This window comes from uncultured Parasphingorhabdus sp. (assembly GCF_963677535.2).
Classification (GTDB): Bacteria; Pseudomonadota; Alphaproteobacteria; order Sphingomonadales; family Sphingomonadaceae; genus Parasphingorhabdus.
This window is the reverse complement of the sequence record NZ_CAXXUT010000001.1, coordinates 999,148-1,024,064: the sequence shown is the minus strand read 5'-3', so window position 1 is coordinate 1,024,064 and position 24,917 is coordinate 999,148. Positions and strand designations below refer to the sequence as shown.

At 59.5% G+C, this 24,917-nt stretch carries 24 protein-coding genes and 1 tRNA gene; 16 read left to right on the top strand and 9 right to left on the bottom strand.

Features of this window, described 5'->3' with window-relative positions:
- Positions 1-32: 32 nt before the first annotated feature.
- The 4 genes from ACHZCJ_RS04895 to ACHZCJ_RS04880 form a co-directional block, all read right to left on the bottom strand.
- The gene (locus tag ACHZCJ_RS04895; protein WP_321324378.1) at positions 33-5,171 is read right to left on the bottom strand and encodes a hypothetical protein; all 5,139 of its coding nucleotides are present in this window, start codon (positions 5,169-5,171) and stop codon (positions 33-35) included.
- 66 nt (positions 5,172-5,237) lie between these two features.
- Entirely contained in the window at positions 5,238-6,347 is a 1,110-nt protein-coding gene (locus ACHZCJ_RS04890; protein WP_159641843.1) for a DUF11 domain-containing protein, read from the bottom strand.
- Between the two features lie 62 nt (positions 6,348-6,409).
- On the bottom strand, positions 6,410-6,874 hold the full coding sequence (locus ACHZCJ_RS04885; RefSeq protein WP_321324375.1) for a hypothetical protein: 465 nt from the start codon (positions 6,872-6,874) through the stop codon (positions 6,410-6,412).
- Between the two features lie 21 nt (positions 6,875-6,895).
- Positions 6,896-7,876 carry a hypothetical protein gene (locus ACHZCJ_RS04880; RefSeq protein WP_321324373.1) on the bottom strand — a complete coding sequence of 327 codons (981 nt, stop codon included), beginning with the start codon at positions 7,874-7,876 and terminating at the stop codon, positions 6,896-6,898.
- Positions 7,877-8,293: 417 nt separating this feature from the next.
- On the opposite strand from ACHZCJ_RS04880, the gene ACHZCJ_RS04875 reads away from it, so the two are divergent.
- Positions 8,294-8,370: transfer RNA gene (locus tag ACHZCJ_RS04875), tRNA-Asp, on the top strand.
- On the opposite strand, the gene ACHZCJ_RS04870 is transcribed toward ACHZCJ_RS04875, so the two are convergent.
- The 4 genes from ACHZCJ_RS04870 to ACHZCJ_RS04855 form a co-directional block, all read right to left on the bottom strand.
- Positions 8,349-8,627 carry a DUF2842 domain-containing protein gene (locus ACHZCJ_RS04870; RefSeq protein WP_321324371.1) on the bottom strand — a complete coding sequence of 93 codons (279 nt, stop codon included), beginning with the start codon at positions 8,625-8,627 and terminating at the stop codon, positions 8,349-8,351. The two genes, ACHZCJ_RS04875 and ACHZCJ_RS04870, sit on opposite strands and share 22 nt — an antisense overlap.
- Positions 8,628-8,641: 14 nt before the next feature.
- Positions 8,642-9,208: a 5-formyltetrahydrofolate cyclo-ligase gene (locus ACHZCJ_RS04865; RefSeq protein ID WP_321324368.1), complete on the bottom strand. Its 567-nt coding sequence runs from the start codon at positions 9,206-9,208 to the stop codon at positions 8,642-8,644.
- Positions 9,209-9,436: 228 nt separating this feature from the next.
- Entirely contained in the window at positions 9,437-9,760 is a 324-nt protein-coding gene (locus tag ACHZCJ_RS04860; protein WP_159641858.1) for a cell division protein ZapA, read from the bottom strand.
- Positions 9,761-9,764: 4 nt separating this feature from the next.
- The gene (locus ACHZCJ_RS04855; protein ID WP_159641861.1) at positions 9,765-9,953 is read right to left on the bottom strand and encodes a hypothetical protein; all 189 of its coding nucleotides are present in this window, start codon (positions 9,951-9,953) and stop codon (positions 9,765-9,767) included.
- A gap of 200 nt (positions 9,954-10,153) precedes the next feature.
- On the opposite strand from ACHZCJ_RS04855, the gene tkt reads away from it, so the two are divergent.
- From tkt to thiE, 5 genes are all read left to right on the top strand, one after another.
- Complete coding sequence (gene tkt / locus ACHZCJ_RS04850) at positions 10,154-12,121, top strand: transketolase (RefSeq protein WP_321324364.1); 1,968 nt, start codon at positions 10,154-10,156, stop codon at positions 12,119-12,121.
- Between the two features lie 35 nt (positions 12,122-12,156).
- Entirely contained in the window at positions 12,157-13,164 is a 1,008-nt protein-coding gene (gene gap, locus ACHZCJ_RS04845) for a type I glyceraldehyde-3-phosphate dehydrogenase (protein ID WP_159641867.1), read from the top strand.
- A gap of 19 nt (positions 13,165-13,183) precedes the next feature.
- Entirely contained in the window at positions 13,184-14,374 is a 1,191-nt protein-coding gene (locus tag ACHZCJ_RS04840; RefSeq protein ID WP_159641870.1) for a phosphoglycerate kinase, read from the top strand.
- A gap of 25 nt (positions 14,375-14,399) precedes the next feature.
- Entirely contained in the window at positions 14,400-15,287 is an 888-nt protein-coding gene (locus ACHZCJ_RS04835; RefSeq protein ID WP_321324360.1) for a fructose bisphosphate aldolase, read from the top strand.
- Between the two features lie 104 nt (positions 15,288-15,391).
- Positions 15,392-16,018 (top strand): thiamine phosphate synthase, encoded by a 627-nt coding sequence (thiE, locus tag ACHZCJ_RS04830; RefSeq protein ID WP_321324358.1) that lies wholly within the window; start codon positions 15,392-15,394, stop codon positions 16,016-16,018.
- Between the two features lie 9 nt (positions 16,019-16,027).
- Here thiE and ACHZCJ_RS04825 read toward each other — a convergent pair whose 3' ends face one another.
- Positions 16,028-16,273: a hypothetical protein gene (locus ACHZCJ_RS04825; RefSeq protein WP_321324356.1), complete on the bottom strand. Its 246-nt coding sequence runs from the start codon at positions 16,271-16,273 to the stop codon at positions 16,028-16,030.
- A gap of 151 nt (positions 16,274-16,424) precedes the next feature.
- On the opposite strand from ACHZCJ_RS04825, the gene efp reads away from it, so the two are divergent.
- The 10 genes from efp (at position 16,425) to ACHZCJ_RS04775 (ending at position 24,712) form a co-directional block, all read left to right on the top strand.
- On the top strand, positions 16,425-16,988 hold the full coding sequence (gene efp, locus ACHZCJ_RS04820) for an elongation factor P (protein WP_159641882.1): 564 nt from the start codon (positions 16,425-16,427) through the stop codon (positions 16,986-16,988).
- A gap of 125 nt (positions 16,989-17,113) precedes the next feature.
- The gene (locus tag ACHZCJ_RS04815; RefSeq protein ID WP_159641885.1) at positions 17,114-17,932 is read left to right on the top strand and encodes an inositol monophosphatase family protein; all 819 of its coding nucleotides are present in this window, start codon (positions 17,114-17,116) and stop codon (positions 17,930-17,932) included.
- Positions 17,933-18,037: 105 nt separating this feature from the next.
- Positions 18,038-18,412: an NADH-quinone oxidoreductase subunit A gene (gene ndhC, locus ACHZCJ_RS04810; protein ID WP_159641888.1), complete on the top strand. Its 375-nt coding sequence runs from the start codon at positions 18,038-18,040 to the stop codon at positions 18,410-18,412.
- A gap of 47 nt (positions 18,413-18,459) precedes the next feature.
- Positions 18,460-18,975: an NADH-quinone oxidoreductase subunit B family protein gene (locus ACHZCJ_RS04805; protein ID WP_159647866.1), complete on the top strand. Its 516-nt coding sequence runs from the start codon at positions 18,460-18,462 to the stop codon at positions 18,973-18,975.
- Between the two features lies 1 nt (position 18,976).
- Complete coding sequence (locus tag ACHZCJ_RS04800) at positions 18,977-19,759, top strand: NADH-quinone oxidoreductase subunit C (RefSeq protein WP_159641891.1); 783 nt, start codon at positions 18,977-18,979, stop codon at positions 19,757-19,759.
- Between the two features lie 123 nt (positions 19,760-19,882).
- Positions 19,883-21,115 (top strand): NADH-quinone oxidoreductase subunit D, encoded by a 1,233-nt coding sequence (locus ACHZCJ_RS04795; RefSeq protein WP_321324350.1) that lies wholly within the window; start codon positions 19,883-19,885, stop codon positions 21,113-21,115.
- On the top strand, positions 21,112-21,672 hold the full coding sequence (locus ACHZCJ_RS04790) for a hypothetical protein (protein WP_321324348.1): 561 nt from the start codon (positions 21,112-21,114) through the stop codon (positions 21,670-21,672). Before ACHZCJ_RS04795 ends, ACHZCJ_RS04790 begins: the two co-directional genes overlap by 4 nt.
- Positions 21,673-22,338: an NAD(P)H-dependent oxidoreductase subunit E gene (locus tag ACHZCJ_RS04785; protein WP_321324345.1), complete on the top strand. Its 666-nt coding sequence runs from the start codon at positions 21,673-21,675 to the stop codon at positions 22,336-22,338.
- Positions 22,339-22,655: 317 nt separating this feature from the next.
- Complete coding sequence (gene nuoF, locus ACHZCJ_RS04780) at positions 22,656-23,978, top strand: NADH-quinone oxidoreductase subunit NuoF (protein ID WP_321324343.1); 1,323 nt, start codon at positions 22,656-22,658, stop codon at positions 23,976-23,978.
- On the top strand, positions 23,975-24,712 hold the full coding sequence (locus ACHZCJ_RS04775; RefSeq protein ID WP_321324341.1) for a hypothetical protein: 738 nt from the start codon (positions 23,975-23,977) through the stop codon (positions 24,710-24,712). Before nuoF ends, ACHZCJ_RS04775 begins: the two co-directional genes overlap by 4 nt.
- The last annotated feature ends 205 nt before the right edge of the window (positions 24,713-24,917 follow it).

Genomic DNA, 24,917 nt, shown 5'->3' with positions numbered 1-24,917 from the left:
CCCTTCTCCCTTGAGGGAGAAGAAGCCGACTTTCAAAGCCCGAGTTTGCCGAGACTTTCCTGGTCGAATTTCAGGCGGAAGGTGACGAACGGGCCGTCTCTTGTGTAGCGGCTATCTTCAAAGTCGCGGTCAGCAAAGCCGACGACATTATAGCCGACCGAAATATAGGCATTTTTAAACGGGGTGATGCCCAGGCTCGGTCCGCCGGAATAAGCGATGCTGTCGAAATCATTGCCGACGCGCGCCGTGGCTTGGCCGCCGACGTCAATCGTGTCCGACAGATCGAATTTGACATCCGCGCCGACGACATTGCTCCAGCCCTTCACATCATCCTGGCCGAAGCGGTCGAATACATAGCGGCTGCCCCAGAAGAAGCCATATTCGCCCGCTTCGGTGAAAATGCCGTTGTCTGAATCCAGCGGTGTATAGTTCACGCTCAGGCTGTTGATAATCCGGCGCGATGTGACATCGCCATCGACGAGCAGCGCTGCGCCGCCAATCGGTCCGGATTCGCCGGCGACTGCATTGCGTAGGCGATCTTCCCGGAACTCGAGCTTTGCGAGCCACGACCACTGGCTGTCCGACGGACGGTGGGCCCAGCTGGCTTCGGCTTCGATGACGCGGGAGCTGACACCGGTTTCGTCCTCGGCGACAAAGATGCTTGCCAGGGCACCAAGCGCGCTGCCTTCGCCAATTTGCTTCAGCAGGGCGGTGGTTAGCCCGTAGCGGGTGCTGATATCGCCATCGCGATACTCGACCCGGCTGTTCCAGCTCCAGTCGTCGTGCCGGTAAGTTGCGCCGGCGGTGACCGCAAGAAAATCCTCGGTCAGCGTCGCGTCATTGCCCAGAAAACCGCCCGAGGCGACGGGCTGATCGCTGTTGATCACATCGGCGCGATCAAATCCGCTGATCGTTTCATTGCCATCCAACGAGAAATCGATGGTCCATCTCTCGCCGAGCGGGATGCTTTGGGTCAGGCCATAAGCCGCATAGCTGCGTGGACCATATTCGGTAATTTCCTGCTGGTTCATGCTGCTGACGATGCGCGCGCCGTTCCACGGCGAGACATCGACGCCGATACGGGCGGTGCGGGCATCGATATTTTCGCCATCGGCAATTTCGTAGGTGCCGATAATCTTGATGTCCTCGGTTACCGCATAACGGGCCGAGACACTGTGCCGGGCCGGGAAGTCGATGCTTTCATCCTGTCCGCCCAGCGCAAATTCGGTCTGCGCATCGAGCTCCAGCTTGCCGCCGAACAGGCGCTGCGTGGCACCAAGCCGGACGAGGGTCGATTCGTTCACCGTGCCGTCCGACAGCCGGTCATTGGCATAGACCAGACCAGCGCGGAAAGAGGTGTTGTCGGCGCGATATTCCAGCTCGGCGGTCGCGGCGCGACGGCGTGCGTCGGACGTCAGGAAATTCTCCTGATAGCTGGTTACGGCAAGCGAGAGATTGTCGCTGATGCCGACCCGGCCATCAATGCCGAATTTGCGGGTGCCGTTTTCGGCGGTGTTCAGCTGACCCAGGCCATAGCCCGAGGTCTGTTGCCGGACATAGGCGAGAATGTCGAATTTCGATCCGTGATGTTCAGCTTCAACCAGCCAGGCGGTTGCCGCCCCGCCGCTGTCGGTGGCGCTGATATCTTTCGCTTCATTGTCGGTGACGGCGAGTTCGGCGCGCAATTCGGTCTTCAGGTCCGGCCGGTAGCGGACGTCGACGCCGAGCAGGTCGGTTTTGACGCTTTCATCCTCGTCGTGCACCGCCGTCGCACCGATCTTCAGCTTTTCGTCGGCGGTCTGGTAGGTGGCGCGGCCGCCGGCGTTGAGATTGCGTCCGCCAATGCCGAGAACTTCATATTCGGCAATGATGAACTGCGGATCGAGATCGCTGCTGCGGCTGAGTATCGGTTCGCGGAAGCTGATCGTTCCGGCGAGATAATCGATGTCATAGTCGATATGCCGGGTCAGCACGCGTTGTTCGATAATCTGCTCCGAGCGGAAACGGTCGCGGGTTTCCAGCGTGATCCGCTCGCTATTGGCCAATATGTCGCGCGTGGCGAGAGCATAGGGACCCGACAGGCCGTTGCCCTGGATTTCTTCGCGGCGGAACTGGTTGGGCGAATCCGCGGCAAAAGCGTTGAGATGTACCTGATCGCTTTTATATTCCGCCTTGATACCGTTGAAGGCGCGCTGGTAGCGGGCCAGTTGGGGCTCGCTGATGCCGGTTTCATAATCGCCGAACAGGGCATAAAACTGCGGCCGTTCCAGCTTCAGATAGAGGCGGCGCACCGATGCGGCATCATAGCGTTGCTCGCTGCGGTCAGCGTAGACCGTATAATAGCGGCGGGGATCGATAATGCCCTGAAGCTCGGTCTCATCTTCTTCCTTGTCGCTGTCATAGGCGAGCGTCATCAGCCATTTGCCGGTCACCCGGCCCTTGGCATAAAGCGCAACCCGGCCATCAACGTTGATATTGTCTTCGTCATCGGCAAGGTCTTCCAGCCTTTCGTCGAGCGTGTTGAAGCCCAGCGTGCCGGCGGCAAAACCGACGACGGTCCATGGGCGGTCGCCCGGATCAAGCCAGGTTTCGACCCGTTGCGCGCGTTCGACTTCACCGTCGCGGAAGGGGAAGGAAATGCTCAGCGAACCGGAAGCGGTGGTCGGAGCCAGTTCGATATAGGCAATGCCTTCCTCGCCCTCGACGCGCCAAACGGGGCCGCCACGTTCGAGACCGGCGAGCTGATTGGCCTGCTGGGCGTCGATTTCGATCGCCGGCGCATAAGGGGCGGGGACAGAGAAGTCACCGACCATGCCGTTGCGGGCAGGCCTGCCGTCCCGGTCGGTCAGGCGGACAGCGATCACGGGGCGGCTAACCCCGTCGGCGACGAGAATGGAGCGGTCCTTGAGCAGTTCCGCGTGCAACGGGCTGCCGGCATAATGGACCTTGCGTTCCAGTTGCTGGACCAGCTTGCCATCGCGGTCTACGACACGGGCGATCAGGATATTGGTGCGGTCCTCGATTTCGATCCCGCGCCAGGTGCTGACCCGGACCTTGCCGTCGGCACTTTTCTTGGTGCCGTCAAAGGCAAGCGGCGTGACCGGCTTGCCGTTGACCGACAGTTCGACCCGCTGGCCGGCATGATGCTTGATCGCGACGCGCAGCGCCTTGACCCTCGGATTATGCTCTTCTTCCGGAAACAGCCATGCAATGCCGGGCTGTTCGCCGGAAACCCAGTCGCGGCCGGCGCCAGCGGCTTCGGGATCCGAGAGGATCTCCGGCCTGTGATAGGCATCAGCCGATTCCATCTTTCTGGGAGCGACTGTTCTGGCGCGGAAGTCTGCGCGTTTCAGCGCGCCGCCACGGCCTTCCACGAAGCGGGAAATGGCGCTGCCTGCAGCGCGAGTATTCCCGGCGCAGTCAACCGGAGCCTGATCGGCCGGAAAGGTTGAAGGATCGATCTGGACCACGTGCAGGCCGGGCTTCAGCCCCTCGAAATGATAGCGGCCGTCGCTGTCGGTGACCGTATAGGTCCCGTCCTGCAGCATCACGCGAATATTGCCGATGCCCGCGGCAGTCCGCGGATCGGTACTGCAACCGCCTTCGGTGATCCGGCCGACAAGCGTGAATCGTTCGGAAATACCGTCGCGGACAATGCTGACGATAGCATCGACAGTGTCGCTGGTGGTGCCCCGATCGTCGCGCGCGGAGGCGAGATTGATCGCGTCTGCGGGCTGGGCGTCCTGACGCACTTCGGCAATATAGGTCAGCAGCGCGCTCGCGGACGGAGCCAGCGGCGGTGCCGCGACCGAGAAGTCCTGGCCATTGGACGCGACCGTTGGCGTGATCAATTCGCCATTATAGCGGACCGTTCCGGCTTTCAGGCGCATAGTGGCGGGCAGCTGGTCGGTGATCGTAATCTGGCCGGTGGTCCGCAGGACATCGGAATTCTGCACGGTAATCCGATATTGCACCGCGTCTCCGGGCGCCGCCTGGGTCGTGGAGGCGGATTTGGTGATCAACAGTGGCGCGCCGGGCCGGTCCAGCGGTACGTCGACGCGCACCGGTGCCGGATCGTCGAGAATGATGATGCCGCCATAGGAGCCGTCGACTATGGTGAAGGGAAAACCGTCGGTTCTCCGCAATCCCGTCAATTGCGCGGGTGTGGCAGCCGATGCGAAACTATAGGGCGCGGGCGGCTCGACGAGCAGGCGATAGCGGCCCGGTCTGGCAAAGGGGAAGCGATAATAGCCGTCGGGGAAGTCATAGACGGTGCCGCCACTGTCGGTGACGCTGCTGCCCGAAATGACTGTGCTCGGGAATAGCGAAACCCCGTCATCACCGAAGACTTCGGCAGGCAGGCCGGTGGCGCTATCGATCAGCGTGACGCGCGCGCCGCTGACCGGCGTGCCGTCGGCGCTGTCGAATATTTCGCCGAAGGGATCGATCAGAATCCCGACTTTCGCTACGCCGATGGCCTTGCCGCCCAGTTCATGGACGGTGATGTCAAAGGTTTCCCCGCGTTTGACCGAGAGGACGCAATCGCCCTGAATCGGAGCGGGCGGAACCGCAGCGGTGTTGATCAGTCCGACAAAGCGGCCGCTGTTGACCGCAGTTTCGACAATATTGATCTGTTCCCGGTCACCGCTCGGCGTGGTCAGGTAGATGTCGAAATTGTCGATCGCCAGCGGATTGAGATTGCGGTAATCGGCCATGATCGAGACGATCAGTGGCTCGCCGGCCCGGATATTGTCGGTCGGCATGACCGAAGCAGGGCTTCTGGACGTCCCGGCGAAGGCACCGCTGAGTTCGATCGGCACGCTGCCTTGCGTGCCGCGACACATTGTCTGGCCAATCGGAAATTGCTCGGCCCCTGGCGGATCGGCAAAATGGTAAATCTTGATTTCCAGCGGATCGGCAGGGGGCTGCTCGACCTGGATATCGACACGGTTGGACGGTTTCTGCAACCGCTGGCCGCCGACATTCCATTCCGCTCGCGCGATATTGCTGATCAGCGGCAGATCCTGCGCCTCTTCGATCGCGAAATCGGGCGCGTGCGGCTGCTCCTCGGCAAACTCGGGTTGGGCGAGTGCCGTAGAGGCCGGCGCGCTGAGGGCGCAAGCAGCCAATGCCAGGCCGACTGGCTTGAAAAAGGTGGTGAATTTACCCACGGTAATGGCCGGAATTCGGCGGCAAACCGGCGGAAATGCCGGCCTGCCACCAAATTTCACAAAGCGCTATTCAACCGTTACACGGAAGACTAGCGTTTCGGTCGTACCCGCGGCAACAGTGCCGAGGTTACCCGAAACCACGCCGGAGGCTTCCGAACCGGTGCCGGTACCATCTGCATTACAGGTGGATCCGGTGACCGTGCCTTCGGTTACCACGCCAATGACGGCCGGAACCGTCGCCGGACCGGTGGCCAGGCTGTTATAATAGACCAAATTGGCCGGAATCGTATCCGAAATGGCCACGCCGGTCGCTGCTGCGCCGCCGGCCGCATTGGCGACCGCGATACAATATTCGACAATCGCGCCGGGAATGGCTTTCGGATTGGCGCTGCCGTTGACCGGATCCCACAGGACATTGCTGGTCTTGGTAACCGTGATGTCCGCCGCCGACACTTCATAGGTGTCGGTTGCGCTGTGATAGCCGTCGCCGGCACCATCCGAGCTGCCTGTTCCTGCCGCGTCGGCAAAGACGTTCTGCACCAGCGATGCATCATCGGCATCACCCGAATCGTCCGAGAAAGCAGTACCCTGCACGCCCGAACCGGTCGCGGGAAGACCGCTGCCGCCGTGAGCGGCTGCCTGGCCGATCAGAATGAGGTCAGACAGATCGCCTGTGACGACGCCGTTGGGAATATTGGCCACGGCATGGATCGTGACACTGCTGTCTTCGGCCAGGTTGTCGATATAGGTGATCAGCGTGTCACCGGCATCAAAAACGCCGGCGGTGGTACCATTGTCAAGATAGTAGCTGATCGTGCCGGTCACGTCGAAATCGTCGGTGGCCGGTTGTTCGGAGCTGAGCAACACGTCAATCGTGTCGTTGGTCTGGTTGCTGACCGTGTAGGTTACGGCTTGCTGTGTGGCGTTCGGCGCTACCGACGTATTCACGGCATCGCTTTTGGCGACGACAAGATTGACTTTACGGTCGACGACGAAAACGTCGCTGTCGGTTTCCGCGGTCTGGCCGGTTCCTCCGACATTATAGGCCACGCTAACGGTATTGGTAATGCTCGTTCCTGCATCAGTGCCCAGATCTGCAGCGAACGCCGGGTTTGCACCCAGCGCCGCTACAGAAATGGTACTAGTGGCAACGAGAAGTTTCAGTATACTGGTCATAACTGTCTCCTGTTTCACTTAATTGGATCGCCTAACCCCGCGGCGATCCGGTACGGTTGCGGTCACCTCACGGTGCCGCGAAAAACCAATTTCCCTCCCGAACCTGCAGAAAGGGCACGATTGAACGTCCATTTCACATGGGTAACATCGGTCATGAGAGCGGGGCGGACTTCACCGTTCCCGCCCAGATAGGTGAGGTCCGCAAGCGGTCCCCAGCTTTTGCCTCCGTCAACGGAGACAATTTCAGTGCCATCAGACGTTCCATTGAACGCCACCGCCTTCGGTAGCGGATTGGTGACAGAGAAATCCGTAGCCGGCGCGCGGCCGACATTTTTATATTTGACGACGAACACCAGCTTGTCGCCCGGCGTGACGGTCGTCGGCGGTTCGAGCACAAGGGCGGTGGTGCCGTTGGGCTTTGCTACCTTGCGCTCGACGAAGACATCGCTCGACAGGCTGACATTATTGGCGGCCATTGCCGTGCCCGGCATGATCAGCGCTATCGCGAGAGAAATGGCTTTAAACATATTGCTATACCCCGATTGCATTCAGTCGATGGTGACCTGGAAAGTGATGGTGCGGGTCTGCCCGCCCGGAACCGTGCCCAGCGCCACGGCGATCGCATCGTCCGCGAAGCTGCCGGCATCGCCATCATCGACGGCGTCGGTCAGCGGTGCGTTTTCGAGCGTGATGGATCCGGCCTTGTATGTGGTGTCGGCCGGAATATCGTCGCTGATCACCAGATTGGTCAGCTCGCCGGAGCCGATCGTCGTCGCGACCAGTTGATAGACGATGGTCGCGCCGGGAATTGGCTGGTCGCCGCCGGACGGATCGATAACCGTCGCGCTTTTGGTAAGGGTGACATCCGATGTCTGGATGACGAAATAGCCGCTGTCGGCATCGCGCGCACCGGTGGAACCGACCACGGCATCACCGCCGCCATCGCCCTCTCCGGCGAATATCGTACCGGGGGTGCCGCTGCCGGTATTGGCGGTTGCGGAAAGTTCGATTTCGGCGCGGTCCTCGTCCTCGGCGGAGGCGGGTATCGTCGACAGGATGAAAACCACAATGCTTTCGTCGGGAGCCAGCACCGGGTCATTGGTGCCGGGCGCATATATAGTGTCGACGCCCGGATCATAGACTCCGTTGCCATTGCTATCGAGAATCATCTGTTCGAAGCCGGTGTCAAATTCGTCACCGGGCCGGGCGGTATCGGCCGAGAGGGTAAATGCTTCCGAGCCGTTGCCGCTATTGGTCACCTGATAGGTGAGCACCTGTGCGGTCAGTCCCGGGGCCGTGGCCACGTCACCCGGATCGCTGGACACCACGGTCACATCGAGCAGTTCGTCGACCTTGATGGTGACCTTGTTCGAATCAATGGTGATTGGCGTGCCGTCGTCGGGCGATTCATAGGTGGCCTGGGCGACATTGACGATGTCGGTCCCGGCCAATGTCCCCGCTGCCTGCGCTGCGGTCGATGCCAGCGCAAGCGCGGCCGTGCCCAGCGCCAGCGCCAGACGGCGACTCATACCTGAAGCGGCGGGCAAAGAGGGCCGGCCTCGAAAATCCTGTGTTGGTGCGTTTTCCATGCAGGCCATATGCCAAGGAAAGCAAAATATTTGGTAAACGCGCGATAAATGATGTTGGCCCGCCATGGGCCTCAGCAATGGCGGATTTCAGGTCTTTTTCCTCGGTAAAATTGCCACCGATCCGGAACGGTTAACCCGCTGTTTACCATGAAGGTGCGTAACTTTTTGTAACAATGACCGTTCATGGCTGTTTTTGCCTGGACAGGAATCAGGCGCCGGCATCGGAGCAGGAAAGGGCTCCGCATGGCGATCGGACAGGTCCCGGAAAGAAATATATCAAATAATCGAAAGAGTGTTGTTGACAGAAATGCACCGCTCTTATACTTGCGCTGCTCCACCGCCTATAGAGGCACATAAGCGGGTGTAGCTCAGTTGGTTAGAGCGCCGGCCTGTCACGCCGGAGGTCGCGAGTTCAAGTCTCGTCACTCGCGCCATTTCCCTTGTTTTCCGGGAAATGGCGCCAAGACCCCGTATTCATCCAGGTCAACAACGGACGCATCGGGAAGATCCACGCAATTCCGAGAATCACATAGACTGGCAATTGCAGCCAGAAATGCAGCGCGTCGATCTGTTCGATCAGGGTGACGGCAATGCCGCACCACAGCAGGATCAGAAACAATATCAGAATCATGCCTGCCGGTTTGCGCCAGCTGGGCTGATCTTTTGGCTTGCCGTCGATTTCTGCGGTCATGGCTTCATCCTGTATCATTCTATGATTTCACATTCCGTGACGATCATCTGCAAGGGCAGGTCATGCGCTTCGGCCGGTATCTCGTCCGCTTCCTGCACCGACCAGGCCAGGCCGATGCGCGTTACCTCGGGATATCGGGCAAAGATGCGGTCATAATAGCCGCCGCCCTGGCCAAGACGCTGCAGCGACCGGTCAAAGGCCACCAGCGGGGCAATAATTACATCGGGATCGACCAGCGGACAGGATTCGCCCGGCTCGGGAATATTGCGGAATTCATGTTCCAGCAGTTCCGGGCCGGTGACCAGCCGGAATTCCATCGCGCCATTGTCCGTCACGCGGGGAAAGGCAATATTCACGCCGGTCTCGGTCAGATACTCGACCAGCCGCTCGGTTGGCGCTTCGCTGCCCACGCTGCGGTAAAAGGCAACGGTCTGCTGCGGCTGGAACAGCCGGGCCAGAGGCGAGGGCGGCCGGCGGAAGGACAGATTGCGGCTGGCCCCGTCCATTTGTCTGACAAAGCTGTCGCGCCGTCTTCTATATTCTTTACGTAGTTTCTGCTTTTTCTCTTTTAAGTTACTCAAAAGGAAATCTTTCATTGGGAAGGTGACGGGACCGTCTTGGTCGTTTGCCGGAAAATCCTCTGACGCCTATTACGTCAGGTGGGCGCCATATGCACCGGACCCGACTGCCAAACAGTCCGCAATCCGGGCAGGGACAGCTCCCTAGGAAGTTATATCGCCTCAGGGATGTTCGTATCAGGCTCGTGCCAGACAGTACCCGTCACACCCTATCTAGGCGCGATGGGGGTGTTACTCAAGGCTGTTCGCCAATTGTTCGGCACGATCGGCCAGTTTTTCCAGGGCAGCAATGGCCTGTTCGTCCATCGGGTCGGGTTTCGCCGGCGCGCTGGCTTCTGCGGGCGCCGCGGCGCTGCCCTGTGCGCTGTGCAGGTCATCGGCCAGCAGAAGCGAGGTGAACAGCAACATCCGGCTTTCCGTCAGTCCCGCCGGGTCACCGGATTCACGCGCTTTTCCGTCGACCATCGCGGCCAGTTTCGTCAGATGCGCTTCCTCGCCATCCTGACAGGTCACCATGAAGGAACGGCCACCGATTTCCAGTTTCATCTGCGCCATGCTATCAGTGCTCCTGTCGCTCGATCAGCCCGTCGATCGTGCGGATCGCCTGTTTCATCTCCGCTTTCAGCGCTTCGTGGCGCGCCTCCAGCGCCGGGTCGCTCTTGCTTGCCGACCGGTCGATTGACGATTCTATGCGACTGAGCGCCCGCTCGATCCGGCCGATGGCCAGGATGACGCGTTCATTGTCCATGAGCATTTTCCAAAGCTTGTTCCCAACAGGTCAGTTGCTGTCTTTCATTGCTATCAATCTATTCTGACCCCGTAAACACCGGATGATGAAAAGCGGTCCTTGACGCCGCCTCGCTGGATCATCAAAGGAGGAGGCAAAATAGCGAATCGCGGCATTCCGTTGCGTTTTTTCACGCGTCCAATCGAGGGATCAGACTAGATATGACCGTAACCGAAAAAAGCATGGCAAACGCCATCAGAGCGCTCTCCATGGATGCGGTACAAGCGGCGAACAGCGGCCATCCCGGAATGCCGATGGGCATGGCAGACGTGGCAACCGTGTTGTTCACCGATTTTCTGAAATTTGATCCGAAAGCGCCGAAATGGGCGGACCGTGACCGTTTCGTCCTGTCGGCGGGCCATGGCTCGATGCTGATCTATTCGCTGCTCCATCTGACCGGCTACGCCCGGCCGACGCTGCAGGATATCAAGGATTTCCGCCAGCTCAGCTCGCCCTGCGCCGGCCATCCGGAAAATTTCAAGCTGGAAGGCGTGGAAACGACGACCGGGCCGCTGGGGCAGGGCTTTGCCACGGCGGTCGGCATGGCGATCGCCGAGCGCCATCTGAACGCGACCTTCGGCGATGATCTGGTCGATCATAAGACCTGGGTGATTGCCGGTGACGGCTGCCTGATGGAAGGAATCAACCATGAAGCGGTTGGTCTGGGCGGGCATCTGGGTCTTGGAAGACTTAATGTTCTTTGGGATGATAATGGTATAACTATCGATGGTGGAACGGAATTATCGACCAGCGAAGATATTCCGGCGCGCTATCGGGCATCGGGCTGGCACGTGGTTTCCTGCGATGGCCATGATTTCGACGATATCCGCCGGGCGCTGAAAGAAGCGGAGGCCGATCCGCGGCCGTCGCTGGTCGCCTGCAAGACGGTCATCGGCTATGGTGCCCCGACCAAGCAGGGTACGTCGGCGACCCATGGCGCTCCGCTCGGTGACGAGGAAATCGCTGGCACCCGTGTCGCGCTCGGCTGGGATGCGGAGCCTTTTGTCATTCCCGACGATGTGCTGGCGGCTTGGCGTCAGTTGGGAGAAAAGGGCGCTGCCGCGCACGCCGACTGGGACAAGCGTCTGGAGAGTCACGCCGAGGCGGCCGAATTCAAGCGGCGAATGGCGGGCGAACTCCCCGACGGCACGGCAATGCAAGCCTATCTGGAAGGTCTGGCGAAGGATCCACCGAAATGGGCAACCCGCAAGTCGTCCGAAATGGCGCTGGGGGCGATCACCGAAGCGCTGCCCGAAATGATTGGCGGCAGTGCTGACCTTACAGGTTCAAACAACACCAAAACTCCTTCGACCAAGCCTTTGACAAAAGATGATTATTCGGGGCGCTATATCTATTATGGTATTCGCGAATTCGGCATGGCGGCGGCGATGAACGGCATGGCGCTGCACGGCGGTATCATCCCCTATGGCGGCACGTTTCTGGTGTTTACCGATTATTGCCGGGGTGCCATGCGGCTTTCCGCGATCCAGAACGCGCGGGCCATTTATGTGATGACTCACGACAGTATCGGACTCGGCGAAGACGGCCCGACCCATCAGCCGATCGAGCATGTACAGAGCCTGCGCCTGATGCCGAACATGCATGTCTACCGGCCTGCGGACGCAATCGAAACGGCGGAATGCTGGGCGCTCGCCATCAAGCGCGCCGATGGGCCATCGACCCTGGCGCTGACGCGGCAGGGGCTCGCGCCAATCCGCGATGACGTCAGCTCAAATCGTTGTGAAAAGGGCGCTTATCGCATCAAGGCATCAGAAAATGGCAAGCGGGTGGTGCTGATCGCTACCGGTTCGGAAGTGTCGCTGGCGCTGGCGGTTGCCGAGCAGCTGGAAGCCGCCGGAACCGGTGCGGATGTCATTTCGATGCCTTGCACCGAATTGTTCGACGAACAGTCGGCCGAATATCGCAATGATCTGCTGGGTGGCTCTGACATCTTGCGCGTCTCGATCGAAGCGGGCACGACGTTCGGCTGGGAGCGGTATACCGGTCTTGACGGACTGCGTTTCGGTATCGACAGCTTCGGAGCATCGGCACCGATCGACGATCTTTTCGAGCATTTCGGTCTCACCGCAGATGCCATCACGCCGCAGGTTTTAGATAAAATTGGCTGAAAACAGCCACAAAGTTCGCATTCAAAGGAGCAAGATTGATGACAAAAGTAGCAATTAACGGATTTGGCCGGATCGGTCGTCTGGTCGCCCGCGCGATACTGGAACGCGATGATGATGGTCTTGAACTGGTCGCGATCAACGATCTTGCGGATGCCGAATCCAATGCGCTGCTGTTCGCCTATGACAGTGTGCACGGCCGTTTCCCCGGCGAAGTGACCGCTCATGGCGATCATATCATGGTCAATGGCAAGAAAGTCGCCGTCACCTCCGAACGCAATCCCGGCGACCTGCCGCACGGCGACATGGGCGTCGACATCGTGCTCGAGTGCACCGGCTTCTTCCAGTCGAAGGATGCGGCGCAACCGCATATCGACGCTGGCGCGAAACGCGTTCTGATCTCGGCTCCGGCCAAGGGTGACCTGAAAACGGTTGTCTATGGCGTCAATCATGATGTGCTGACCGCCGACGATATCATCGTTTCGAACGCCTCCTGTACCACCAACTGCCTCGCTCCGGTGGCCAAGGTGCTGCACGATACGGTCGGCATCGAGCGCGGCTTCATGACCACGATCCACAGCTATACCAATGACCAGCGGATGCTCGACCAGATGCATAGCGACATGCGCCGCGCCCGCGCCGGTGCGGTCAACATGATCCCGACGACCACCGGTGCGGCCCGCGCGGTCGGCCTGGTGCTGCCGGAACTGAACGGCAAGCTCGACGGCTCGTCCGTCCGCGTGCCGACCCCGAATGTCAGCCTGGTCGATCTGGTGATCACGCCAAGCCGCGACACCACGGTCGAGGAAGTCAACGGCGCGCTGAAAGCCGCAGCCGAAGGCCCGATGAAAGGCGTGCTGGTCTTTGAAGACAAGCCGCTGGTCTCGAGCGATTTCAATCATCAGCCAGCCAGCAGCTCGGTTGACAGCCTGGAAACGACCGTCATGGACGGCAAGCTGGTCCGCGTCGTCAGCTGGTATGACAATGAATGGGGCTTCTCCAACCGCATGATCGACACTGCCAAGGTCATGGCGGGCTTGCTCTAACTCACAAAGGTTCTGATTAATGTCAGCTAATAGCTTCAAAACGCTTGATGATATCGGTGATGTTCGGGGAAAGCGCGGCCTGGTCCGCGTCGACCTGAACGTCCCGATGGCGGACGGCAAGGTAACCGACGACATGCGCCTGAAGGCCCTGATGCCGACGGTCGCCGAATTGGCTGACAAGGGCGCGAAACTGCTGTTGCTCGCCCACTTCGGACGCCCGAAAGGGGAATATGTAGCGGAATATTCGCTCGAGCCCGTGGTCGCCCCTCTGGCGGCGGTCCTGGGCCGGGACGTCGGCTTCATGCAGAAACCTGACCAGGCGGCCATCGATGCCTTGCCCGAGGGCAGCATCACCGTGCTGGAAAACAGCCGCTTTGCGCCGGGCGAGGAAAAAAATGATCCGGCCATGGCCAAGGCGATCGCCGCCTTCGGTGACTTCTATGTCAACGATGCCTTTTCGGCGGCGCACCGCGCGCATGTGACCACCGAGGGGCTGGCGCATCTGCTGCCTTCCTATGCCGGCCGTTCGATGGAAGGCGAACTGACCGCGCTCGACAAGGCGCTCGGCAATCCCGAACATCCGGTGGCCGCCGTGGTCGGCGGGGCGAAAGTCTCCAGCAAGCTCGATGTGCTGCGGCAAATGGTCGAGAAGGTCGATCATCTGATCATCGGCGGCGGCATGGCCAACACCTTTCTGGCGGCGCGCGGCGTTGCTGTCGGCAAGTCCCTGTGCGAGCATGAGCTGGCCGACACCGCCAACGAAATATTGGCTGCGGCGGACGCCGCCGACTGCACCGTGCACCTGCCTTATGATGTGGTGGCGGCGAAGGAATTTCGCGCCGATCCGCCGACCCGCACGGTCAACGTCCATGAAGTGGCAGAGGATGAAATGATCCTCGATATCGGACCGGCCGCGGTCGAGGCGCTGTCCGATGTGCTCAAGACCTGCAAGACTCTGGTCTGGAACGGTCCGCTCGGCGCGTTCGAGACGCCGCCCTTCGACAGCGCCACCGTGGCGCTGGCAAGAACCGCTGCCGCTCTCACCAAAGAGGGGCAATTGCTTTCGGTTGCCGGCGGTGGCGATACGGTCGCCGCGCTCAACCATGCCGGCGTTGCCGATGATTTCAGCTTTGTATCGACCGCGGGGGGCGCTTTCCTGGAATGGATGGAAGGCAAGCCTCTGCCCGGCGTCGAAGCGCTTAACCAATAATATTGAACATATCAGGAAATGAAAAATGGCGAATAGTGAAATGATGAGCAAGATCGAGAATGGCCAAGGCTTTATCGCCGCGCTGGACCAGAGCGGTGGCTCGACGCCCAAGGCGCTGGCCGGTTACGGCATCGGCGCGGATTCATTCTCCAACGATGACGAGATGTTCGGCCTGATTCACAAGATGCGCAGCCGCATCATCACCTCGCCCAGCTTCGGCAATGGCAAGGTGATCGGCGCGATCCTGTTCGAAAAGACGATGAACGGTGACGCCGGTGGCAAGCCGGTTCCCGAAGCGCTGTGGGACCGTGGTGTCGTGCCTTTCCTGAAGGTCGACAAGGGGCTGCAGGACGAGGCCGACGGTGTCCAGCTGATGAAGCCGATTCCCGATCTCGACGAGCAGTGCAAGCTGGCACTGTCGAAAGGCGTTTTTGGTACCAAGATGCGTTCGGTGATCAACAAGGCCAATGCGAAAGGCATCGCGGCGATCGTCGCCCAGCAGTTCGACTTCGGCAAGCAGATCCTGGCCAACGGACTGGTGCCGATCATCGAGCCGGAAGTGAATATCAAGAGCGACGAGCGCGCCGAATGCGACCAGATTCTGCTCAGCGAACTGACCAAGCATCTTGACGCGCTGGCGGATGACCAGCGGGTGATGCTGAAACTGTCGATCCCGGTCGAGGCCAATCTCTACAAATCGCTGGTCGATCACCCCAAGGTGGTCCGGCTGGTGGCGCTCTCCGGCGGCTATTCCACCGAGGAAGCCTGCGCGGAACTGGCGAAAAACGAAGGCATGATCGCCAGCTTCAGCCGCGGCCTGCTGCAGGACCTCCGGGTCTCGCAGAGCGACGAGGAATTTGACGCCGTGCTCGGCGGCGCGATCGACCAGATTTATCGCGCTTCGATCGCCTGAACTGGACGCGCGGTTTTGTCCACAACCGATCCGGGCCGGTCCGCGGTCGACGATGATATCGTCGGCAGGCTGATCGGCAAGGACGGAGCGCTGGAAGCCCGGCCATGAACGATATCCCCTGCCAGCTTTACCTGATTTCACCGCTGGACGTCGGCGGTTCCTTTCCCGACCGCCTGCGCGAGGCGCTGGAGGCGGGGCCGGTGGCCGCCTTCCAGTTCCGGGTCAAGGATGTGGGCGCCGATGAGGCGACCCGGCTTGCTATCCCGCTGAAAGCGATCTGCGACGAATTTGACGTGGCTTTCGTCGTTAACGACGATGTCGCGCTGGCCCGGCAACTGGGCGCGGATGGCGTGCATCTGGGGCAGGGCGACGAGAGTCTGAAAAATGCCCGCGAGACTTTGGGCAATGATGTCCAGATCGGGATCACCTGCCATGACAGCCGCCATCTGGCGATGGAAGCCGGTGAGGGCGGTGCCAATTATGTGGCCTTCGGGGCCTTTTTCCCCACCAGCACCAAGGAAACCGTCTATCGGCCGGAGGCCGATCTGCTGGCATGGTGGTCGGGAATGATGGAAATACCATGCGTTGCGATTGGCGGGATCACACCGGAAAATTGCCGACCGCTGGTCGAGGCCGGTGCGGATTTTCTGGCGGTGAGCGGCGCGGTTTGGAATGATCCGGACGGCCCGGCCGCGGCGGTCAGAAAATTTGCCGATATATTGGGAGAGTGATCCGGCCGTTCAGGACGAGCTGCGCGTCCTGCCGATATTGGAAGCCAGATATTGGGCGACGAAACTGCTGGCTGAGGGCGGGACAAAATTGGGCATCTGTTCCATATCGCGCAAATAGCCCTCGGTTTCCTTGAACGAATGCACCCGGCCATCGGCAATCGAATAACCGAAGAGGCCAGCGGCCAGTGCGCATTGTCGCCGCAAGGGCGGATTTTCGGGATCGCTACGAAGGCGGGAGATGTCTGTCTGGGCCATGATTTGACAATAGCGGCTAGGCCTTGCGGCGTATTGTATGAAAAAGACCTGTGACTGATTGCACAGCCTTTCGGCGTCAGCGGGCTTGCCTATTAACCGCCAGCAGATTACAGCGCCGCACAATCAAACATTCTATCGAGCGAGACAAGCGATGAAGATCAGCGGTGTGGATATCCGTCCCGGCAATATTTTGGAATATGAAGGTGGCCTGTGGAAGGTTGCCAAGATCCAGCATACGCAGCCGGGCAAGGGCGGCGCCTATATGCAGGTCGAGATGAAGAATCTCGTCGACGGTCGCAAGACCAATGTCCGTTTCCGCAGCGCCGACACGCTCGAGAAGGTTCGTCTGGATACCAAGACGTTCCAGTATTTGTTCGCCGACGGCGATATGCTGACCTTCATGGACAAGGAAAATTACGAGCAGATCACCCTGCCTGCGGATCTGCTGGGCGATGCGGTCGAATTTTTGCAGGACGGCATGGACGTGCAGCTGGAGCTGTACGAGGAGAAGCCAATTTCCGTTCAGCTCCCCGATCAGATCGAAGCGGAAATCGTCGAGGCCGACGCCGTCGTCAAGGGCCAGACCGCTTCGTCGAGCTACAAGCCGGCGGTTCTCGACAATGGCGTCCGCGTCATGGTGCCGCCGTTCATTTCGGCCGGCACGCGGATCATCGTCGATGTCTATGCCCGCGAATATGTTGGCAAGGCCAGCTGACCAGATACCCTCCCGCTTGCGGGAGGAATCCGGGGCGGGCACGATCAAGCCGCTCGCCCGCTCTTTGAAAAACAGATAGACCCACCCCCAGCCCCTCCCGTACACGGGAGGGGGGAGATAAAGAAATGCCAGCACATTCCGCCCTTATTACCGTCATGGAACGCGCCGCGCGCAAGGCCGGATCGCGCCTGCGCCGCGACTTCGGTGAAGTCGAGCATCTGCAGGTATCCAAAAAGGGGCCTGCCGACTTTGTTTCCAAGGCCGACATGCGCGCCGAACGGATTCTCTACGACGAGTTGCAGAAGGTCCGGCCCGGCTGGGGCTTCGTGCTCGAAGAAGGCGGCATGATCGAGGGCGAGGAAGGCAAGCCGCGCTGGATCATCGATCCGCTCGACGGCACTTCCAATTTTCTCCATGGCATCCCGCATTTCGCCATTTCGATCGCGGTCCAGGAACGCTCGCTCGACGGGCGCGGCTGGGGCAAGATCACCAGCGGCCTGATCTACGAACCGCTGACCGATCTCACCTGGTGGGCGGAAATGGACAAGGGCGCATGGCTCGGCGAACGCCGTTTGCGCGTCTCGGCTCGCCGCGATCTTTCGGAAGCGCTGATTGCCACCGGCATTCCTTTCAAGGGGCATGGTGATCTGGGCGAATGGGCACGGATTTTCGGTGCCGTGGCGCCACAGGTTGCCGGGATCAGGCGCAATGGTTCGGCCGCGCTTGACCTCGCCTGGCTGGCGGCCGGCCGCTATGACGGTTTCTGGGAAGCCGGCCTGAAAGTGTGGGACGTTGCCGCGGGAATATTGATGGTTCGCGAAGCCGGCGGCTTTGTCACCGATTATACCGGCGGCGACCAGCCGATCGGGCAGAGCGAGATATTGGCATCGAACGAAGCGCTGCACAGCAAGCTGCACCGGATATTGGCCAAGTCGCTGCTGTAACTGCGAACGCCTCGCAAATGGCCGCAAATTTAAGCCACTTCGCCCTTGCGGCATGGCAAGCCACTGCCTAAAAGCGGGCCCGAATATTAGCGAAACGAGTCATTTGTGGTCGATCTTTCCGAATATGCACCCATCCTGCTTTTCCTGTTTGTGGCCGCCGGCCTGTCAACAGCCTTTGTGTTTCTGCCCATGGGCGTCTCCCGGCTGACCGGAACCCATAATCCGAATGCGGAAAAGCTCTCCGAATATGAATGCGGCTTTCCCGCCTTTGAAGATTCGCGCAGCCAGTTTGATGTGCGTTTCTATCTGGTGGCGATCCTGTTCATCATTTTCGACCTCGAAGCAGCCTTTCTGTTTCCGTGGGCGGTGTCGCTGGATCTGACCGGCTGGGTTGGCTGGACGACGATGATGGTCTTCCTCGCCGAACTGGTCATCGGCTTTGTTTATGCCTGGAAAGTAGGAGCGCTGGAGTGGGATTAGAAACGGGCACCAGTGGTTCGGCCATATTGAACGCAGACGGCACGCCGATGCGTCCCGATACGCAGCCTGACGAGGCGTTTTTCAAGGACCTGAATTCGGAAGTGAATGACAAGGGCTTTCTTGTCACCTCGACCGAAGAATTGTTCCAGTGGGCGCGGACCGGATCGCTCTGGTGGATGACTTTCGGTCTTGCCTGCTGCGCGGTCGAGATGATCCACGTCAACATGCCGCGCTACGATATGGAGCGTTTCGGTGCTGCCCCGCGCGCCAGTCCGCGCCAGTCCGACGTGATGATCGTCGCCGGAACCCTCTGCAACAAAATGGCACCGGCGCTGCGCAAGGTCTATGACCAGATGTCCGATCCGAAATATGTGATCTCGATGGGCAGCTGCGCCAATGGCGGGGGCTATTATCACTACAGCTATTCCGTCGTGCGCGGATGCGACCGGATCGTGCCGGTTGATATCTATGTGCCGGGATGCCCGCCGACCGCAGAGGCCTTGCTCTACGGCGTGATGCAATTGCAGCGGAAGATCCGCCGCGTCGGAACGTTCGAGCGCTAATATGGCCCATTCTGCTCCTATAATATCCAGCAACTCCGGTGTTGCGGCGAAGCTTGGCAAGGCGATCGGCGCGGCACTGATCGACACAGTCGAGGCCTATGGCGAAATCAGCTTTACCGTCGAGCGCAAGAAGCTTGCCACGGTATTGGAAAAGCTGCGCGACAAGCATGAATATCAGCAGTTGATGGAAATCGCCGGCGTCGACTATCCGGATCGCGCCGAGCGGTTCGAGGTCTGCTATCATCTGCTCAGCCTGACGAAAAACCATCGCATCCGCGTCAAGGTCACGACCGACGAAGACAATGCGGTGCCGAGCGTTACCCATATCTGGGAAGTTGCCGGCTGGCTCGAGCGCGAAGTGTTCGACATGTATGGCGTTCTGTTCGACGGCAATACCGATTTGCGCCGGATCCTGACCGACTATGGTTTTCAGGGTCATCCCTTCCGCAAGGATTTTCCGCTGACCGGCTATGTCGAGATGCGCTATTCCGAAGAAGACAAGCGCGTGATCTACGAGCCGGTGAAGCTGGCCCAGGATTTTCGCAGTTTCGACTTCATGTCGCCTTGGGAAGGCGCGGATTATATCTTGCCGGGTGACGAGAAAGTAGGCGGCGAAGCGCCACCTCCAACGCCCAAGACTACCGACGACAAGAAAGATACCGGCGCGGGCGCGAAAGCCGACAAGGAAGCGGCCAAGCCGTCGAAGCGGAAGAAGGCTGCAGCAAAGAAACCCGCTCCCAAGCGGACCAAGTCGGGGACGCAGAAGAAGGGGGAGGGCAAGTGATGAACGTTCCTTTCTGTTTTCCTGCGAAGGCAGGAATCCATCTCCTGCCAGTGCCGCTGGACGCAATGGTCCTGGATGGGCCCCTGCCTGCGCAGGGGCACGTTCACTCCGAAGGAGATAAACGTGTCTGACTATCTCGACGAAATGGATCATATCGCAGACGAATCCGATCCGACGGTCGGCGATCTGGAAATCCAGAATTTCACGATCAACTTCGGTCCCCAGCACCCCGCCGCGCACGGCGTTTTGCGGATGGTGATGGAACTGGACGGCGAAGTGGTCGAACGTGTCGATCCGCACGTTGGCCTGCTGCACCGCGGCACCGAGAAGCTGATCGAGCACAAGACCTATTTGCAGGCTTTGCCCTATTTCGACCGGCTCGACTATTGCTCGCCGCTGGCGATGGAGCATAGCTATGTGCTGGCAATCGAGAAGCTGCTCGATCTGGAAGTGCCCTTGCGCGGCCAATATTTGCGGGTGCTGTTCGCCGAACTGACCCGGATCTGCAACCACATGCTCAATATCGGCGCCCATGTCATGGATGTCGGCGCGATGACGCCGAATATCTGGGTGTTTGAAATTCGCGAGCAATGCATGGGCTTTTTCGAAAGAGCCAGCGGCGCGCGGATGCACAGCGCCTGGTTCCGGCCCGGCGGCGTGCACCAGGATGTACCGCTGAAGCTGCTCACCGATATCGCCGACTGGCTCGACGAATTTCCAAAGCTGTTCGATGACGCGATGAGCCTGGTCGTCGGCAACCGTATCTTCAAGCAACGCAACGTCGATATCGCCACTGTGTCGCAGGATGATGCGATCCGCTGGGGCTTTTCCGGTCCGGTATTGCGCGGCAGCGGTGTCGCCTGGGACCTGCGCAAGTCGCAGCCTTATGACGTTTACGACCGCATGGACTTCGAGGTGCCTGTGGGCACCAAGGGCGATTGCTATGACCGGTTCATGGTGCGGGTAGAGGAGGTGCGCCAGAGCGCCCGGATCATGCGCCAGTGCCTCAATGAAATGCCCGATGGCCCCGTCGCCTCCACCGACCGCAAGATTGTCCCGCCCAAGCGCGCCGAGATGAAGCAGTCGATGGAAGCGCTGATCCATCATTTCAAACTCTACACCGAAGGCTTCCACGTTCCGGCTGGCGAAGTCTATGTCGCGACCGAAAGCCCGAAGGGCGAATTCGGCGTCTATCTGGTTAGCGACGGCACCAACAAGCCCTATCGCTGCAAGATCCGGCCGACCGCTTTCTCGCATCTGCAGGCAATGGATTTCATGACCAAGGGCCATATGCTGCCCGACGCCACCGCCATTTTGGGCGCGATTGATGTCGTGTTCGGGGAGTGTGACCGGTGAGTGTCGACCGTCGACAAATATTAACTGGAGTGGGTCTGGCCGCTGCTTTATCGGCTGCTGGTAGTGTGTCAGCTTGTTCACCTCCACCGATTTTGGATTTGGGGCATCAAAATTTCTTCAGTCTGATATCGGCCCGCAAATTTGAAGATGCTTCTGCGCTTTTAGCGAAAGATGTTCGTTTGATGCTGATAACATTTGAGAGGCAAGAGATGTTTGAAGGGGCAAAACACGTCATTGGCAGGTTATCAAATTTGATGTTGAGCGATGGCCTTCAAATGATTGGTGACAGTAACGAATTCTCTGCTGGCGGATATTGGGGGAGTTTTGGAGGCTGGGAGACGTCGGACCTTATGAAGGGTTCTGTCGTCGAGATGACGCTCGGTTGTGGTGATGAAGGTGAGTTGTCTACATCTGTTTTGAATGTTTTTCTCCGCAAGAATGAGTCAATCGACAATGCTGGAATCGAGCAAATTGTTCTCATGGAAAGTCGTAACTTAAATTTTAGCCGTGGATTTGATGCCGGCGCTACTGCCGCTGCAGAGTTTGGACAAAATTAAATGGCTGAAGCACCAACCATCCCTGACGAAATCGAAACCCGCGCCAAATGGGGCGATTTTGCGTTTACTCCGGAAAACGAGAAGCTCGCCAAGTGGCAGATCGCGAAATATCCGGCTGGCCGCCAGAAGTCGGCGGTCATGGCGTTGCTCGACCTGGCCCAGCGGCAGGTCGGTGCGGATACGAAAACACAAGGCTGGCTGCCGGTTCCGGTGATCGAATATGTCGCCGCCTATCTCGATATGCCCTATATGCGGGCCTATGAGGTCGCGACCTTCTACACCATGTATAATCTCGCGCCGGTCGGTCGCTATCATGTGCAGGTCTGCGGAACCACGCCGTGCATGTTGCGCGGCAGCGACGATGTGATGGCGGCTTGCAAGAACAAGGGCATGGCAAAGGGCAAGACCACGCCGGACGGCCTGTTCACCCTGACCGAGGTCGAGTGCATGGGCAATTGCTCGAACGCGCCGATGGTCCAGATCAACGACGATAATTACGAAGATCTCGACTATGACATCATGACCCGGATCCTCGAGGATCTGGCAGCGGGCAAGGATATCCCCGTGGGCTCGCAGATCGGTCGCAAGACCAGTGAGGCCGAGGGCGGTCCGACGAACCTGCAGGCGATGGTTGAAGAAAATCACGATTACCGGGGGGAATGGTGATGGGTTTTTCCTATTTTCCTCCCTGTGCAAAGCACGGGGAGGTGTCAGTCCGCAGGACTGACGGAGGGGCGGCGACGCACGCTGCGCTCTGCGGATTTTACCCCTCCTCCACGCTTCGCGCGGTCCGGCTTAGGGTCGATCGATCTCCCAGATCGATCTTGGATTGCCGGGGGCAATCCAACCCGACGCCCCCCAAAGCTGCGCTTCAGGGAGGATATTGATGCCATGCTACTCGACGGATATGCAGGCTGGATCGGGCTCGCCGTGGTCATCCTTGGTATTTTTGGCGGCCTGTGGGGTCGCTGGAGGAAAAAATAATGGCGTTTGATTTCCTTCAGGACAAGGACCGCATCTTCACCAATGTCTACGGTTTCCAGCACTGGGGGCTGAAAGAGGCGCAGCATCGCGGCGACTGGGACAATACCGCCGATATCATCAAGCGCGGCAATGACAAGATCATCGAGGAAATGAAGGCGAGCGGCCTGCGCGGTCGTGGCGGCGCGGGTTTTCCGACCGGTCTGAAATGGTCGTTCATGCCCAAGGAAGCGCCCAAGGATAGCCAGGGCAATCCGCGGCCGAGCTTTCTTGTGATCAACGCCGATGAATCCGAACCGGGCAGCTGCAAGGACCGCGAAATCCTGCGCAACGATCCGCATAAATTGATCGAAGGCGCGCTGATCGCGGGTTTCGCGATGCGCGCGCGCGCCGCCTATATCTATATTCGCGGCGAGTATATTTTCGAGGCCAAGGTCATGGAGGCGGCCGTCAAGGAAGCCTATGACGCTGGCCTGATCGGCAAGAATGCGGCCAAGTCCGGCTATGATTTCGATGTCTTCGTCCACCGCGGCGCCGGCGCCTATATTTGCGGCGAAGAAACCGCGATGATCGAAAGCCTCGAGGGCAAGAAGGGCCAGCCGCGTCTCAAGCCGCCATTTCCTGCGGGTGCCGGCCTTTACGGCTGCCCGACAACGGTCAACAATGTTGAATCGATCGCGGTCGTTCCGACAATCCTGCGGCGCGGTGCCAGCTGGTTCGCCAGCTTTGGTCGCGAGGGCAATCACGGCACGAAACTGTTCCAGGTGTCCGGCCATGTCGACAAACCGGCGGTGTTCGAGGAAGCCATGTCGATTCCGTTCAGAGACATGATCGAGAAACATTGCGGCGGTATCACCGGCGGCTGGGACAATCTGCTCGCGGTTATTCCCGGCGGTTCTTCGGTTCCGCTGGTGCCGGCCGAGCAGATCATGGACGCGCCAATGGACTTTGACGGTCTGAAGGATCTCGGTTCCGGTCTTGGTACGGCTGCGGTCATCGTGATGGACAAGTCGACCGATATCGTCCGCGCGATTTCGCGGCTTAGCTATTTCTACAAGCATGAAAGCTGCGGCCAGTGCACGCCGTGCCGCGAAGGCACCGGCTGGATGTGGCGGGTGATGGAAAAAATGCGCGATGGCGACGCGGATATCGAGGATATCGATACGCTCTACGAAGTGACCAAGCAGGTCGAAGGCCACACGATCTGTGCGCTCGGCGACGCGGCGGCCTGGCCGATCCAGGGACTGATCAGACACTTCCGCCCCGAGATGGAGCGGCGGATACACGAACATAAAGGCACGAACGTGCTGGAGGCAGCGGAATGAAAATCGCATCGGTAATATTGGGCGCCCTCGTGGCTGTCGGCATCGGAAGTCCCGCCCTTGCGCAGGTCGATCCCGACATCCAGCTCGGTTCGAAGATACCGGTCCGTCCGGAAAAGCCCGATCCGGTCAGGGATGGTCTGGTCAGGGACCGCTATGTCAGTTGCGCTTATGGTCCGCACCAGAAGCAGATTGATGGCCTGCTGGTCATCAGCGACCCGTTGACCGTCGATTTCGAGGGCGCTGGGATCGAGGAATCAAAAATGTTCCGCCAGTGGAATATCCGCGAATGTTTTGTCATGCAGGGCGATGCGGTCCAGAGCTCGATTTCGTTTTCTCCGTCGGCTTTCCGCTACATGATGCTCGAAGCAGCCTATTTGCGCGCGCATCCCAAAGTGCCGACCAATCACGAGATATGGGCAGCCAAGCCGCGCGACTATGTGACGAGCGGCGATATGTTGCCAACGGCAAAGGCTCTGGGGATCATGTCCGACTGTATTGCGAGCCAGGATCCGGTAAATGCAGACAAGCTGCTCCGCACGGCTTCCGGTACGAAAGCCGAAAAGGATGCGGCCGTCGCTCTGGTTCCAGCCCTGAGCGCCTGCATCGTCGCCGGTCAGCAGCTTCAGCTCAAGCCCGCCAATATCCGCGGCTTTGCAGCCGACGGAATGTGGCAGCGCTTCGTCGTTGGAGCGCCGTCAGCCGGAGAAAATACTCCGCCAGAGGCGCAGGACTAATGTTTGGGCTCATCATAAATGACATGGGACATGGCCACCCGATCGGGTCAGCTGTGCTGGAGGCGGCCGCGTGAAACCGGTCCTTGCATTCATACTCATGGCCCTGATGGCAATCGACGGGTTTGGTGGCCCGGCTTATGCGCAAACTTCGCAGGCCAGCGAGCGGCAGGCTGTTACGCATTTCTGGAGATATGCCAATTGTGTG

Bases quoted from the DNA above. Each gene is read 5' to 3' on its own strand.
- ACHZCJ_RS04890 (WP_159641843.1), bottom strand. From the start codon at position 6,347: ATGACCAGTATACTGAAACTTCTCGTTGCCACTAGTACCATTTCTGTA.
- ACHZCJ_RS04885 (WP_321324375.1), bottom strand. From the start codon at position 6,874: ATGTTTAAAGCCATTTCTCTCGCGATAGCGCTGATCATGCCGGGCACG.
- ACHZCJ_RS04880 (WP_321324373.1), bottom strand. From the start codon at position 7,876: ATGAGTCGCCGTCTGGCGCTGGCGCTGGGCACGGCCGCGCTTGCGCTG.
- ACHZCJ_RS04870 (WP_321324371.1), bottom strand. From the start codon at position 8,627: ATGACCGCAGAAATCGACGGCAAGCCAAAAGATCAGCCCAGCTGGCGC.
- ACHZCJ_RS04860 (WP_159641858.1), bottom strand. From the start codon at position 9,760: ATGGCGCAGATGAAACTGGAAATCGGTGGCCGTTCCTTCATGGTGACC.
- ACHZCJ_RS04855 (WP_159641861.1), bottom strand. From the start codon at position 9,953: ATGGACAATGAACGCGTCATCCTGGCCATCGGCCGGATCGAGCGGGCG.
- tkt (WP_321324364.1), top strand. From the start codon at position 10,154: ATGACCGTAACCGAAAAAAGCATGGCAAACGCCATCAGAGCGCTCTCC.
- ACHZCJ_RS04840 (WP_159641870.1), top strand. From the start codon at position 13,184: ATGTCAGCTAATAGCTTCAAAACGCTTGATGATATCGGTGATGTTCGG.
- ACHZCJ_RS04835 (WP_321324360.1), top strand. From the start codon at position 14,400: ATGGCGAATAGTGAAATGATGAGCAAGATCGAGAATGGCCAAGGCTTT.
- thiE (WP_321324358.1), top strand. From the start codon at position 15,392: ATGAACGATATCCCCTGCCAGCTTTACCTGATTTCACCGCTGGACGTC.
- ACHZCJ_RS04825 (WP_321324356.1), bottom strand. From the start codon at position 16,273: ATGGCCCAGACAGACATCTCCCGCCTTCGTAGCGATCCCGAAAATCCG.
- efp (WP_159641882.1), top strand. From the start codon at position 16,425: ATGAAGATCAGCGGTGTGGATATCCGTCCCGGCAATATTTTGGAATAT.
- ACHZCJ_RS04815 (WP_159641885.1), top strand. From the start codon at position 17,114: ATGCCAGCACATTCCGCCCTTATTACCGTCATGGAACGCGCCGCGCGC.
- ACHZCJ_RS04805 (WP_159647866.1), top strand. From the start codon at position 18,460: ATGCGTCCCGATACGCAGCCTGACGAGGCGTTTTTCAAGGACCTGAAT.
- ACHZCJ_RS04800 (WP_159641891.1), top strand. From the start codon at position 18,977: ATGGCCCATTCTGCTCCTATAATATCCAGCAACTCCGGTGTTGCGGCG.
- ACHZCJ_RS04785 (WP_321324345.1), top strand. From the start codon at position 21,673: ATGGCTGAAGCACCAACCATCCCTGACGAAATCGAAACCCGCGCCAAA.
- nuoF (WP_321324343.1), top strand. From the start codon at position 22,656: ATGGCGTTTGATTTCCTTCAGGACAAGGACCGCATCTTCACCAATGTC.
- ACHZCJ_RS04775 (WP_321324341.1), top strand. From the start codon at position 23,975: ATGAAAATCGCATCGGTAATATTGGGCGCCCTCGTGGCTGTCGGCATC.